We start from the raw sequence: 12,735 nt of genomic DNA, 5'->3' as shown, positions 1-12,735 counted from the left end.
TCGGGAGGCACGCCATGATCACCCCATCTGCTCCCAGCATGACGCGCGCCCTCGACGCGGAGCAGCGGCAACGGCTCGTGCTCCTCGCCCGCGAGGTCTCCTTCCCGCAGGGTGCGCGGATCTTCGAGGAGGGCGCACGGGCCGACCGGTTCTGGATCATCCGTACCGGCACCGTCCAGCTGGACATGCGGGTGCCGGGCCGCCGCCCGGCCGTCATCGAGAACCTGCGGCACAACGAACTCCTCGGCTGGTCCTGGCTGTTCTCCCCGCACGTGTGGCACCTGGGCGCCGAGGCGACGACGCCGGTGCGGGCGTACGAGCTCGACGCCGCGGCCGTACGGTCGCTGTGCCGGGACGATCCGGCGCTCGGCCACGCGGTGTCCCAGTGGGTCGGTGACGTGCTCGCCCACCGTCTGCGCTGCGCGCGAGCGCGGCTGCTGGACCTGTACGCCCCCTACGGGGCGGGCAGCGCCGTCTGACCGGCGGGGCGGCCGATGGGGCCGGTCGGCCCTAGTGCGTCCGGCACCGGAGCGCGATGATCGGGAGGAGGAGCGGTCGGCCGGGCCGCTTCCGTTGTGCCGTCGGGACAGGGAAGCGTCATGACCGAGTCAGGAACGTTCACGGAGCAGCGCCCGATCCGCGTGTTCCTCCTCGACGATCACGAGGTCGTGCGCCGGGGGCTGACGGATCTGCTCGACGCCGAGCCGGACATCTCGGTGGTGGGCGACGCGGACACCGTCGAGCACGCGCTCGTCCGGGGCCCGGCGCTGCGCCCGCACGTGGCGGTGCTGGACGTCCGCCTCCCGGACGGCGACGGCATCACGGTCTGCCGGGAGCTGCGCAGCCAGATGCCGGAGCTGGCCTGCCTGATGCTGACGTCGTTCGACGACGAGGAAGCCCTGCTGGACGCCATCATGGCCGGTGCCTCGGGCTATGTCCTCAAGCAGATCAGGGGCTCCGACCTGGTCTCCGCGGTCCGCACGGTCGCCTCCGGCCAGTCCATGCTGGACCCGGCGACGACGGCCCGCCTGATGCGCTCGCTGCGCGCGGACCCCGTCGAGACACCGTCCGTCCCGCCGGAACTGGCGGGCCTGTCGCCCCGGGAGCGGGACATCCTGGCCCTGATCGGCGACGGCCTGACCAACCGCGAGATCGGCAGGAAGCTCTATCTGTCGGAGAAGACGGTCAAGAACCACATCTCCCGCCTCCTGGCCAAGCTCGGCGTGCAACGCCGTGTCCAGGCGGCGGTCCTGGCCTCCCACCTGGACCAACCGGAGCCGGGCGACCGCTCGGCACGCTGAGCCGCCCCGACCGCCCGGGCCGGTCCCGGCGCCTCACAGGTCGTGGCCGGACGGTCAGCGCACACGCCCCCGCGGCTTCAGCCGGGTCGCCGGAAGGTCCGGGGCCGGGAGCGGGGCGCCGTCGTAGCCCTTCACCTCGCCGAAGCGGGTGCCTTCCATCCAGTCGCGGCGGGCCTGTTCGATCTCCTCCTGGGTGCGGCCGATCCAGTTCCAGAACATGATCAGCTCCTCCTCGAACGGCTCGCCGCCAAGGAGCATCACGGCCGCGTCCGACTCGGCGCGCAGCGGGAGTTCGGTGCGGCCGCAGCCGAGGTAGAGCATCGAGCCCGGCAGGACCGGCACGCCGTCCACATGGGTCTCGCCGGACATGGCGAGCACGGCGTACTCGAAGTCCGGCTCCAGCGGCAGGCTGACGTCGGCTCCCCGGCTCAGCGCCAGGTCCGCGCCGACGATCGGGGTGTACGCCGTGCCGGGCGAGCTCGCGCCGTCGAGGTCGCCCAGGATCAGCGTGGCCCGCAGGCCGGGTGCCGTGACGACCGGCAGGTCGGCGTGGTGCTCGAAGTGCGGCTCGGTGTGGCGGTGGCCGTCCGGGAGGGCGACCCAGAGCTGGGCGCCGTGCAGGAAGCGGGCGTGGGAGCGCGGGCTCTCCTCCGAGTGGCTGATCGCCCGGCCCGAGGTCATCAGGCCCAGCTCGCGCGGGCGGATCGTCTGGAGACTGCCCGTGGAGTCGCGGTGCAGCACCTCGCCCTCGTGCAGCCAGCTGACCGTCTGCAGGCCCATGTGCGGGTGCGGGGGCACCTGCATACCGGGCTCGTCTGCGATGTCGTCCGGGCCGTAGTGGTCGACGAAGCACCAGGCGCCGACCATGCGCCGCCCCAGGTTGGGCAGCAGACGGCGCACCTCGGTGGACTCGCCGAGCCGTACCCGCCGGGGGCTGAGGAGTTCGCGGACGGGCTCCGCGACGACGAACCCGCGGCCGCCGCAGACGGAGGGCACCGCCTCGCGATCAAGATTGCTCATGGCGCCCAAACTAACCCCCTTCGGGGCACCCCGTCAGTCCGTCGTACGGGCTGTCTTGCGGGCGGGCGCCCGGCGGTGGGTTCCGGGTGGGTTCACGCCCCGACCAAAACAGTAGCCATGGATATAGTAGCCATGTACTGTATCTCTCATGAGCATGGGTTCCATGAACGCCACCCCGGGCTACCTGGTGTGGCGGCTGTCGACGAAGTGGCGGGTCGCGGTCGACCGGGCCGTGGCCCCGCTGGGGCTCACCCACGCCCAGTACGCCGTGGTGGCCTCGCTGTACGGCATGCAGCGCGAGGGCGAGCGCCCCAGTCAGCGGCGCCTGGCCGACCACACCGGCCTGGAGCCGCTGTACGTCTCCAAGCTGGCACGCTCCCTGGAGAGCGCCGGTCTCCTCGAACGCACCCGCGACCCCCGGGACCCGCGCGCCGTCCAGCTGGCGCTGACCGCGCAGGGCCGGGAGCGGACCCGGAAGGCGATCGACGTGGTGCGAGGCCTCCACGAGCGGTGGCTCACCCCGCTCGGCGGTCCCGACAGCGCCACCGCTCGGGAGTTCACACGGAATCTGGCGGCCCTGCTCGACGCGCCTCTCGATCCGTCCGCCCCGGACGGCGAACACCACGGCGAACACGACAACGAGCACGCCAAGGAGCAGTCATGACCACCACGTCTCCCCGTCTCGATCCGCGTGTCCTGGCCCTGGCTCACTACGCGAGCCGTGCGCTCCTGGAGCACGTGCTGGCCCGTCACGGCGCCACCTTCCAGCAGTCCGTCACCCTGCGCGTGGCCGCCGTCGCCGAGGGACCTGTCGAGCGCGAGCACCTGATCGGCCAGGTGACCGGTTCGCTCAAGTGCGCGCCGCAGGAGGCCCGTTCGGTGATCGACGAACTGGTGGGCGCCGGCCTGCTGGCCCCCGAGGGGCCGTCCGCCGTGCGCATCACGGACGCGGGACGCGCCTTGCACACCACCACGTCCGCCGAGACGGCCCCCGTCTCCGCCCGGATCTACGCGGGCCTGCCGGAGGAGGACCTGGCCGTCGCGGGGCGGGTGCTGACGCTCATCACCGAGCGGGCGAACCGCGAGCTCACGGCCCTGACCCGGGAAGCGGGCGCCGGTTAGTGGAATATTCAACCACCCGGGCCGGTTGCCCCGCACGAAGGAGGTCAGGGTGGAGACGACGTACTACGACCACGGGACACCGGCCGAGCGCTGGGAGCGGGCGCGGATGTTCTTCGACGCCAAGGACTACGCCGCCGCGGCGCGGGTCCTCGGCAGCCTGGTCGAGGAGGTGCCGGAGCAGACCGGCCCGCGGCTGCTGCTGGCCCGCTCCTACTACCACTCGGCCCAACTGCGCCGCGCCGAGGACGAGTTGCGTGTCATCGTCGAGCGCGACCCGGTCGAGCAGTACGCCCGGCTGATGCTGGGCCGTACGCTCCAGCGCCAGGGGCGGAACGAGGAGGCCGAGCCGCACATGCGTCTGGCCGCGGCACTGGCCGGTGACTTCGAGCAGATCTGAGACGAGCTGGACCGGCAGGGCCCGGACTCCGTACCGACGGAGGCCGGGCCCTCGTCTACTCCACTCGCGCGGGCGTCCGCCCGTCCCGCCGGTGCGCGATCTCGCCCCGTACGGCGTCCACGACGACGAACCCCGCCAGTGGGATGCCGAGCAGCGGCACGACGTAGCCGAGCGCGGCGACGAGCGCGGCCAGCGGGACCAGGACGCGCGGGGGCACCTGCCGCCAGGCGCCGCGCGGGACCGGCCGTCCGAACGACGCGCCCCGCCCGCGCTGCCACCACATGCGGTAGCCCCACACGATCAGCAGGATCAGCGCGAGTGCCAGCGCCATCAGGGCGATCTGGTTGACCAGCCCGAACAGGACCCCGGTGTGCAGATCGATGCCCCAGCGGGTCAGCTTGGCGAGCACCGGGAAGTCCTCGAACCGCAGGACGTCGGTGACCTCGCCGGACACCGGGTCGACCGCCACGGCGTCCTGTTTCGTCGGCCAGGCGCGCTGCACCTGCCGGACCACGTAGGCGGACGAGGCGTCGGCGGGCGGCACGATCTCCACGGGGTCCGACAGGCCCTCGGAGCGGGCGGCCGCGAGGACCTTGTCGAGGCCGGCGCCCTGTCCGCCGGCGCCGCCGGTCGCCGCTGCACCGCCGTGGCCGCCGTGGTCGCCGCCGCCCGCCGAGATCGACGGAGTGGCCTGGCGCAGGGAGGTGCGCAGGTCGTCGATATGCGCTCCGGCGTACGTCGACCAGGTCAGGCCGGTCGCCGACAGGAAGAGGAAGCCGAGGGCCGCCCAGACGCCCACGGTGCCGTGCAGGCCGAGGGTGCGCCGGCGCCCGCCGGTACCCCGCACCCGGCGCTGGGCGCGCCGGCGGGAGAACCACAGCACCAGTCCGCCGGCCGCGATCACCCACAGCCAGCTCGCGGCCAGTTCGCTGTACAGCCGGCCGGGCTCGCCGAGGTGCAGGTCGCGGTGGAACTCGTCGATCCAGGTGCGCAGCGGGAGGGCGCCGGTGGAGCCGTACTGCTCCAGGGCGCCGCGCACTTCGGCGGTGTACGGGTCGACGAACACGGCCAGGGTGTGGTCGGCGCCGACGCCGTCGGTCCCCGAGAGCATCACGCGGGTGGACTCGTCGTCGGCCGGGGAGGGCCGTACGGCCGAGACCGTGCCGTCGGGGTGGGCCTTCCGGGCGGCGGCGACCTGTTGCGACACCGGCAGCTTGGTGTCGCCGGCGGGGACGTACATCTCGTGGGCGTAGAGCAGCTTCTCGGCCTGGAAGGCACCCGCGTACAGGAATCCGGTGGCCGCGGCCACGAGGAGGAACGGGGCGACGAGCACCCCGGCGTAGAAGTGCAGGCGCAGGACCAGCGGGCGCAGGGTCGCCCAGCCGCGGCGGGGCGGGGCCGGGGCGTCCGGCGCCGGAGCCGGGGCGGTCGAGGGGGCGGTGGACATCGGCGGTTCTCCGGGGAGTGGGGACGGGCTGTGCTCGGGCGGTCCGGTAGTCGGACCGGCGGGCCCCGGAGTTCCCGGCACCCCAAGTGACCTGCGCCACAGGGAAGTTCAGGGGGTGGTCGGGCCGCGTGGCATGCTGGGGCGATGGCACTCCCGAACGAGCGCGCACCCCTCGCCGAGCAGATCGAACAGCTTCTCTCCACCGAGGGTCCGCTGCCCATCGTGGCGGCCGGCGACCCGGTGCTGCGGCGTCCCGCCGCGCGGTACGAAGGACAGCTGGACGCGGCGCTGCTGGCCCGCTTCGTCGAGGCCCTGCGGATCACGATGCACGCGGCTCCCGGCGTCGGCCTCGCCGCGCCGCAGGTGGGGGTCGGCCTGCGGATCGCGGTGATCGAGGACCCGGCGCCGGTCCCGGACGAGGTGCGCGTGGTGCGCGGACGGGTGCCGCAGCCGTTCCGGGTGCTGGTCAACCCGTCGTACGAGGGGACCGGACCGGCGCGTGCCGCGTTCTACGAGGGCTGTCTGAGCGTACCGGGGTACCAGGCGGTGGTGGCCCGGCACGCCGAGGTGCGCCTGCGGGGCGAGGACGAGCACGGGCACGCCGTCGACGAGGTGTTCACGGGGTGGCCCGCCCGGATCGTGCAGCACGAGACGGACCACCTCGACGGGGTGCTCTACCTGGACCGGGCCGAGCCGCGCTCGCTCGCCTCGAACCAGGCGATGGCCGCGTTCTGGGCCGAGCCCGCCCCGGTCCGGGCGGCGCGGGCCCTCGGGTTCGACCTGCCCGGCTGAGCGCGTCAGCTGTCGCGGTACGCCTCCAGCAGCCGCAGCCACACCTCGCTGATCGTCGGGTACGACGGGACCGCGTGCCACAGCCTGCTGATCGGCACCTGGCCGACGACCGCGACGGTCGCCGAGTGGATCAGCTCGCCGACGCCGGGTCCGACGAAGGTCACGCCGAGCAGGATCTCGCGTTCCAGGTCGACGACCATGCGGGCCTGCCCGCGGTAGTCCTCGCCGTACAGATAGGCGCCCGCGACCCAGGAGATGTCGTAGTCGACGGCCCGGACCCGGTGGCCGGCCTGCTCGGCCTCGGCCAGGGACAGACCCACCGCGGCGGCCTCGGGTGCGGTGAAGACGACCTGTGGGACGGCCGCGTGGTCGGCGGTGGCGGCGTGCGCGCCCCAGGCCCGGGTGTCCGGCTCCGCCGTCCCGGAGGCGCGGGCGGCGATGGCCGCGCCGGCGATCCGTGCCTGGTACTTGCCCTGGTGGGTGAGCAGGACGCGGTGGTTGACGTCGCCGACGGCGTACAGCCACTCGCTCCCGGTGACCCGCAGGCTGTCGTCGGTCTCCAGCCAGGAGCCCGGCTCCAGCCCGATCGTCTCCAGGCCGATGTCGTCGCTGCGCGGGGCGCGCCCGGTCGCGAAGAGGATCTCGTCCGCCTCGATGCGCTCGCCCTGGTCGGTGACGACGACGACCGTGCCGCCTTCCCGGGTCACCGAGGTGACGGAGGTGCCGGTGCGGACGTCGGCGCCGGCCTCGGTGAGCGACTGGGCGACCGCCTCGCCGACGAAGGGCTCCATGCGGTTCAGCAGGCCCTTGCCGCGCACCAGCAGGGTGACCCGGGAGCCGAGGGCCTGCCAGGCGGTGGCCATCTCGGCGGCGACCACTCCCCCGCCGACCACGGCGAGCCGCCCGGGCGCGGCCTGGGCGCTGGTGGCCTCGCGGCTGGTCCACGGCTTGACCTGGTCGAGCCCCGGCAGGTCGGGCAGGACGGCCCGGCTGCCGGTGCAGACGGCCACGGCGTGCCGTGCGGTCAGCACGCGCCGGGTGCCGTCGGGGCCGGTCACCTCCACCGTCCGGTCACCGGCGAGGCGGCCGTGGCCGCGGTAGAGGTCGGCGCCGATGCCTTCGAGCCAGGTGACCTGCCCGTCGTCGTGCCAGTCCTTGGTGACCTCGTTGCGGTGGGCGAGCACCCGTGCGGTGTCGAGCGGGCCCTGGACGGTCTCGGCGAGGCCGGGCAGGTGCAGGGCGTCGGACCGGGCGATGACCGGCCGCAGCAGCGCCTTGCTGGGCATGCAGGCCCAGTAGGAGCACTCACCGCCCACCAGTTCGCTCTCCACGACCGCCGTGGTCAGACCGGCCGCGCGGGTGCGCTCGGCGACGTTCTCCCCCACCGGCCCGGCTCCGAGCACCACGACGTCGTACGCGATGGAATCCATTTCCGTCATGGGGTCAGTCTTACGGGTGGTGTGCCCGCTGGCCACACGGGTACGTGCGCGGAATAGGCGGCCCCACCGACGTGTTGTCGCCCACGCTTCACCCGGACACCCAGGAAGAGGGACACGCCATGAGCAGCACCATGGAGCTCACCAAGGAGAACTTCGACCAGACGGTCACGGACAACGACTTCGTCCTGATCGACTTCTGGGCGTCCTGGTGCGGGCCGTGCCGTCAGTTCGCCCCCGTGTACGAGAAGGCGGCCGAGGATAACCCGGACCTGGTGTTCGCCAAGGTCGACACCGAGGCGCAGCCGGAACTCGCGCAGGCGTTCGGCATCCAGTCGATCCCCACGCTGATGATCGTGCGGGACCAGGTCGCCGTGTTCGCCCAGCCGGGCGCCCTGCCGGAGGCCGCGCTGGCCGACGTCATCGGGCAGGCCCGCAAGCTCGACATGGACGAGGTCCGCAAGGCCGTCGCCGCCCAGCAGGAACAGGCGCAGGAGCAGGCGCAGGCGGAGCAGAACGGGCAGTGAGGGCCGGGGCCCGCCGCCGCACGGGGTCCGGGAGCGGAACCCGTGGGCCTGTGCCGGACGGGCCGCCTCAGAAGGGGTAGCCCGCCACGTCGCCGCGCACCGTCGTCCAGCGCACGTCGGTGAACGCCTCCAGGTTGGCGTCGCCGCCGAAGCGGGCGCCGGTCCCGGACGCGGCCACACCGCCGAACGGGGCGACGGCCTCGTCGTTCACGGTCTGGTCGTTGATGTGCACGATGCCGGTCGGGATCCGCTCGGCGAGATCGAGGCCCCGGGCGGCGTCCCGGGTGACGATGCCCAGCGACAGGCCGTACGGGCTGGCGGCGGCGAGGGCGGCGGCCTCCTCCGCGTCGGCGAAGGAGCGCACGGGAGCGACCGGCCCGAAGACCTCCTCGGTGTAGGCGGGGGTGTCGTCGTCGACGCCCGCCAGGACGGTCGGGCGGTAGAACAGCCGCTCGTGGGTGCCGCCGGCCGCCAGTTTGGCGCCGCCGGAGGCGCTGGCCTCCACCAGGGAGCGGACCTTGTCCAGTTGGCCGCCGTCGATGAGCGGGCCGAGGTGGACCTGGTCGCGGTGCGGGTCGCCTACGGCCAGGGAGTCGGCCTTGGCGGCGAGGCGCTCCACGTACTCCTCGTACAGCGACCGGTGCACCAGGTGCCGGCCGGTCGTCATGCAGATCTGGCCCTGGTGGAAGAACGATCCCCAGGCGGCCGTGGAGATCACCGCGTCGAGGTCGGCGTCCTCCAGCACGATCAGGGCGGAGTTGCCGCCGAGTTCCAGGTGCGCGCGCTTGAGATGGCGTCCGGCGGCCTCGCCGACGGCCCGGCCCGCGGCCGTGGACCCGGTGAAGGAGACGACCGGGACGTGCGGGTCGGCGACCAGCGCCTGCCCGGCCTCGGCACCGCCCGGCAGGACGTGCAGCAGGTCCTCGGGCAGCCCGGCCTCGGCGAAGACGGCGGCCAGGGCCGCACCGCCGCAGACGGCGGTGCGCGGATCGGGCTTGAGGACCACGGCGTTGCCGAGGGCGAGGGCGGGGGCGACGGAGCGGATGGACAGGATCAGCGGCGCGTTGAACGGCGCGATCACCCCGACGACCCCCACGGGGACCCGGCGCGTGTACGACAGGCGGGGCGCCTCGGTGGGCAGGACCTGTCCGGCCGGGCGGGAGGCGAGAGCGGCGGCCTCGTAGCACTCCCGGGCGGCGACGTGCAGTTCGAAGTCGGCCTTGCCCGGGATGGAACCGGACTCGCGGACGAGCCAGGTGCGCAGTTCGTCGGCGTGGGCCGCGAACAGGTCGCCCGCCCTGCGCAGGACCGCGGCCCGGGCGAAGTGCGGCTGCCGCGCCCACGCGGCCCGGGCGCCGTCGGCGGCCCGCACGGCGGTGGCGACGTCGTCCGCGCCGGCCAGGGTGACGGTGCCCAGCGCCTCGCCGGTGGCCGGTTCGGTCACCGTGTGTTCACCTCCCGACAGGGGGCGGGGCTGCCAGGACTGGGGGTCGAGCAACGGCATGACGACTCTCCGTTCGGTCACCGGGGGTTCACAGGGGGAGCGGAAGTCCCGCGTAGTTCGCGGCCAGTTCGGCGGCGGCGTCACGGGATGCGGTGATCCGGCGCAGCCGGGTGAGCTGCATCCGGTGGTCGAAGGCGTCTCCGTCGGGTCGTGTGTGCAGCATCCTGGTCATGTCGTCCGAGAAGCGGGTGGCCTGCCACACGCGCTGGAGACACAACTCGCTGTAGTGGTCGAGCACATGGGAGTCGCCCGTGCGGTCCCACTCGACGAGTCCGCGGGCCATGATCCGGACGTCCGAGACGGCGAGGTTGAGCCCCTTGGCGCCGGTGGGCGGGACGATGTGGACGGCGTCCCCGGCCAGCAGGAGCCGGCCGTGCCGCATCGGCTCGTGCACGAACGCGCGCATCGGTGTGACCGACTTGGCGGTGATGGGGCCCCGGCCCAGCGTCCAGTCGTCGTCCACGGCGAAGCGGGCGGCGAGTTCGTCCCAGATGCGGTCGTCGGGCCAGTCGCGGACGTCCGTGCCCTCGGGCACCTGGAGGTAGAGGCGCGACACCGAGGGCGAGCGCATGCTGTGCAGGGCGAAGCCGCGTTCACTGCGTGCGTAGATCAACTCATCGCAGGACGGCGCCACTTCGGCCAGCACGCCCAGCCAGGCGTACGGGTAGGCGCGCGTGTACGACCGGCCGGCCGGCAGCACGCCCCGGGAGATGCCGTGGAAGCCGTCGCAGCCGGCCACCCAGTCGCAGGTCAGGGTGCGCTCCCGGCCCTCGTGCCGGAACCGTACGACCGGTGCCGCGCTCTCCGGCTTCTCCACGGCCAGCGCCTCCGCCTCGAACAACAGCGGGGGTCCCTCCGCGAGTTGGAGCGCGACGAGGTCCTTCACGATCTCGGTCTGCGCGTAGATCGTCACCGTGCGGCCGCCGGTGAGGGACGGGAAGTCGATGCGGTGGTGCTCGCCGTCGAAGCGCAGTTCGATGCCGTGGTGCACCAGCCCCTCGGCGTCCAGGCGTGCGGCGGCGCCGGCCTCGCGCAGCGCGTCGACGGTGCCCTGCTCCAGCATCCCGGCGCGCTGGCGCTGTTCGACGTACTCCCGCGACCGGCTCTCCAGCACCACGCAGTCGATCCCGGCCCGGTGCAGCAGCCGGGCGAGGAGCAGCCCGGCGGGGCCGCCGCCGATGATGCCGACCGTGGTGCGCATGCACGCCTCCCTGGCGTCGACGCCGCGCTCCGCCGCGCGCGGTCGAGCCGGAGCCGCGGTGCGCCACGGTCACCGCGGGGGCGGCCGGGTCCGCGCGTTCACGGCCGGACGGCAGTTCGATGTGGACCGTGCTCAGCCTAGGCCGCGGCAGCCGTCAGGGCATCAGCCCGTCGGCACCGATCTTGACGGTCCTGCGCGCATCCACTCTGGTGCGTCAGGTCTGGGCGCCGGTCACCCGGGCCACCAGGTCGACCCAGCCCTTCTCCAGCCGCTCCAGGGGCATCCCGCGCTGCCGGGTGAGATGGCTGAGCAGGGCGGGATCGAGGAAGGCCAGGAGCGTGTGCGCGAGCAGGTCGCAGTCGGCGCCGGGCCTGATCTGCCGCAGCAGCATCGTGACGTGGGTCTGCAGGGCCTGCTGGGCGGGGTGGGCGAAGCGCCGGGCGGGCTCGGCCTGGGCCGCCAGATGCAGGTCCAGTTGCTCCGCCGAGCGGTAGAGCACCGCGAGGCCGAAGGCGCGCAGCCGGTCGACCGGGGGTGCTCCGGGGCCCAGCGGGGGCGGGCCGCCCATGAAGTCGGCCTGGAGCTTGCGCGCGGAGTGGTCGAGGAGTGCCAGGAGCAGGCCGGTGCGGTCGCCGAACCGGCGGAAGACCGTGCCCTTGCCCACACCGGCCGCCGCGGCGACGGCCTCCATGGTGACGCCGGCCGCGCCGTGCTCGGCGATCAGCCGGGAGGCGGCCTCCAGCAGCCGGGCGCGGTTGCGGGCCGCGTCGGCCCGCAGGCAGGGCTCGTCGGTACCGGTGCTCACGTCGAACACCGGGGGTGCGCCGAGGGACTCCTCCGGCTGCGGAAAGGGCGGCAGAGCGGCGGACATGAAGCCAGCGTAAAGCATCGGGAATGAAACTGGACCGTAGTCCGCTTAGGATGCTAGAAGTTAAACGGACCCCGGTCCGGATCGTTTCGGCAGTGTTTCAGCATCCTTGGAGTTCGCATGTCTGTTCGCATCCTCGCGCTCGTCGGCAGCCTTCGCGCCGGTTCGCACAACCGTCAGCTGGCCGAGGCGGCCGTCAAGCTCGCTCCCGAGGGCGCCGAGGTCGTGCTGTTCGAGGGCCTGGCCGACATCCCCTTCTACAACGAGGACATCGACGTCGAGGGCGGCGTCCCCGCCACGGCCGCCAAGCTGCGCGAGGCCGCCCAGGCCGCCGACGGCTTCCTGCTCTTCTCCCCCGAGTACAACGGCACCATCCCGGCCGTCCTGAAGAACGCCATCGACTGGCTGTCCCGCCCGTACGGCGCCGGCGCCTTCGGCGGCAAGCCGGTGGCCGTGGTCGGCACCGCGTTCGGCCAGTACGGCGGCGTGTGGGCGCAGGACGAGGCCCGCAAGGCCGTGGGCATCGCCGGCGGCAAGGTGCTGGAGGACGTCAAGCTGTCCATCCCGGGCTCCGTGACCCGCTTCGCCGAGACGCACCCGGCCGACGACGCCGAGGTCGCCGCGCAGCTGGCCGAGGTCATCGCCCGCGTCCACGGCCACGCGGGCGAGAAGATCGCCGCCTGACCCGACACACCCGTCGGCCGAGGGGCCGGAGCCGAGCGCTCCGGCCCCTTCCGGCGTCCCACCGGCCGGGGTCGGCCCAGATCCGCGAGCCGCGCCACGGCGGGAACCGCCACCTGGGCGCTCGAGTGTGCTCCAGGTCGAGGACGTGCGGCAGCCCTGATGCTTGCGTGCGCGCTATAGCCGCATCGGCGGGAAATTGCACTGATGTCCTATCCTGGGGACACCCACTGCGTACGGAGGACTTCGGGGCCATGACAGCGACGGATCCCGCACTCACCGCCCTCACGCAGGGCTGGTGCGCCCTCTCCCTGCTGCACGGCAGGATCGAGGCCCATATCGAGCGCGCCCTGCAGAGCCACCACGACCTCAGCGTCCGCGAGTACTCCCTGCTCGACGTCCTCAGCCGCCAGCACAGCGGCGAAGGCGGCCACCTGCA

14 protein-coding genes and 1 pseudogene are annotated in these 12,735 nt (G+C 73.4%); 9 read left to right on the top strand and 6 right to left on the bottom strand.

Annotated features, from left to right (window positions below):
* The first annotated feature begins 14 nt into the window (after window positions 1-14).
* Both ABZ899_RS26830 and ABZ899_RS26825 read left to right on the top strand, forming a co-directional pair.
* Window positions 15-479: a cyclic nucleotide-binding domain-containing protein gene (locus ABZ899_RS26830; RefSeq protein ID WP_361350736.1), complete on the top strand. Its 465-nt coding sequence runs from the start codon at window positions 15-17 to the stop codon at window positions 477-479.
* A gap of 120 nt (window positions 480-599) precedes the next feature.
* Entirely contained in the window at window positions 600-1,301 is a 702-nt protein-coding gene (locus tag ABZ899_RS26825; protein WP_361350734.1) for a response regulator transcription factor, read from the top strand.
* Window positions 1,302-1,355: 54 nt separating this feature from the next.
* On the opposite strand, the gene ABZ899_RS26820 is transcribed toward ABZ899_RS26825, so the two are convergent.
* A complete protein-coding gene (locus tag ABZ899_RS26820; RefSeq protein WP_361350732.1) occupies window positions 1,356-2,321 on the bottom strand; it encodes a pirin family protein in 966 nt (321 codons plus the stop codon).
* A 148-nt stretch (window positions 2,322-2,469) separates the two neighbouring features.
* Between ABZ899_RS26820 and ABZ899_RS26815 the strand changes: the two genes are divergently transcribed.
* From ABZ899_RS26815 to ABZ899_RS26805, 3 genes are read left to right on the top strand one after another with little or no spacing between them, the layout of a single operon-like run.
* Window positions 2,470-2,985: a MarR family winged helix-turn-helix transcriptional regulator gene (locus ABZ899_RS26815; RefSeq protein WP_361350731.1), complete on the top strand. Its 516-nt coding sequence runs from the start codon at window positions 2,470-2,472 to the stop codon at window positions 2,983-2,985.
* Entirely contained in the window at window positions 2,982-3,443 is a 462-nt protein-coding gene (locus ABZ899_RS26810) for a MarR family transcriptional regulator (RefSeq protein ID WP_361350729.1), read from the top strand. The genes ABZ899_RS26815 and ABZ899_RS26810 overlap by 4 nt, the downstream gene beginning before the upstream one ends.
* 49 nt (window positions 3,444-3,492) lie before the next feature.
* Window positions 3,493-3,840 carry a tetratricopeptide repeat protein gene (locus tag ABZ899_RS26805; RefSeq protein WP_361350727.1) on the top strand — a complete coding sequence of 116 codons (348 nt, stop codon included), beginning with the start codon at window positions 3,493-3,495 and terminating at the stop codon, window positions 3,838-3,840.
* 55 nt (window positions 3,841-3,895) lie between these two features.
* Here the strand turns inward: ABZ899_RS26805 and ABZ899_RS26800 are convergent, their stop codons facing one another.
* Window positions 3,896-5,287, bottom strand: a complete 1,392-nt coding sequence (locus ABZ899_RS26800; protein ID WP_361350725.1) for a PepSY domain-containing protein — start codon at window positions 5,285-5,287, stop codon at window positions 3,896-3,898.
* 144 nt (window positions 5,288-5,431) lie between these two features.
* On the opposite strand from ABZ899_RS26800, the gene ABZ899_RS26795 reads away from it, so the two are divergent.
* Window positions 5,432-6,079, top strand: a complete 648-nt coding sequence (locus tag ABZ899_RS26795) for a peptide deformylase (protein WP_361350724.1) — start codon at window positions 5,432-5,434, stop codon at window positions 6,077-6,079.
* Window positions 6,080-6,084: 5 nt separating this feature from the next.
* On the opposite strand, the gene ABZ899_RS26790 is transcribed toward ABZ899_RS26795, so the two are convergent.
* Window positions 6,085-7,518 carry an NAD(P)/FAD-dependent oxidoreductase gene (locus ABZ899_RS26790; RefSeq protein ID WP_361350722.1) on the bottom strand — a complete coding sequence of 478 codons (1,434 nt, stop codon included), beginning with the start codon at window positions 7,516-7,518 and terminating at the stop codon, window positions 6,085-6,087.
* Between the two features lie 119 nt (window positions 7,519-7,637).
* Here ABZ899_RS26790 and trxA point away from each other — a divergent pair, with 119 nt between their 5' ends.
* A complete protein-coding gene (trxA, locus tag ABZ899_RS26785) occupies window positions 7,638-8,042 on the top strand; it encodes a thioredoxin (RefSeq protein WP_361350721.1) in 405 nt (134 codons plus the stop codon).
* Window positions 8,043-8,109: 67 nt separating this feature from the next.
* Here trxA and ABZ899_RS26780 read toward each other — a convergent pair whose 3' ends face one another.
* From ABZ899_RS26780 to ABZ899_RS26770, 3 genes are all read right to left on the bottom strand, one after another.
* A complete protein-coding gene (locus ABZ899_RS26780) occupies window positions 8,110-9,546 on the bottom strand; it encodes an aldehyde dehydrogenase family protein (RefSeq protein ID WP_361350719.1) in 1,437 nt (478 codons plus the stop codon).
* Between the two features lie 28 nt (window positions 9,547-9,574).
* Window positions 9,575-10,747: a 4-hydroxybenzoate 3-monooxygenase gene (locus ABZ899_RS26775; protein ID WP_361350717.1), complete on the bottom strand. Its 1,173-nt coding sequence runs from the start codon at window positions 10,745-10,747 to the stop codon at window positions 9,575-9,577.
* A gap of 214 nt (window positions 10,748-10,961) precedes the next feature.
* Window positions 10,962-11,636 (bottom strand): TetR/AcrR family transcriptional regulator, encoded by a 675-nt coding sequence (locus ABZ899_RS26770; RefSeq protein ID WP_361350715.1) that lies wholly within the window; start codon window positions 11,634-11,636, stop codon window positions 10,962-10,964.
* 99 nt (window positions 11,637-11,735) lie between these two features.
* Between ABZ899_RS26770 and ABZ899_RS26765 the strand changes: the two genes are divergently transcribed.
* Both ABZ899_RS26765 and ABZ899_RS26760 read left to right on the top strand, forming a co-directional pair.
* Window positions 11,736-12,299 (top strand): NAD(P)H-dependent oxidoreductase, encoded by a 564-nt coding sequence (locus ABZ899_RS26765; RefSeq protein ID WP_361350713.1) that lies wholly within the window; start codon window positions 11,736-11,738, stop codon window positions 12,297-12,299.
* A gap of 251 nt (window positions 12,300-12,550) precedes the next feature.
* Window positions 12,551-12,735: pseudogene (locus ABZ899_RS26760) on the top strand (MarR family transcriptional regulator); the annotation flags it as partial.

This window comes from Streptomyces sp. NPDC046859, assembly GCF_040645135.1.
Lineage (GTDB): Bacteria > Actinomycetota > Actinomycetes > Streptomycetales > Streptomycetaceae > Streptomyces.
The sequence above is the reverse complement of the archived record's forward strand: the minus strand, read 5'-3'. Positions and strand labels throughout refer to the sequence as shown.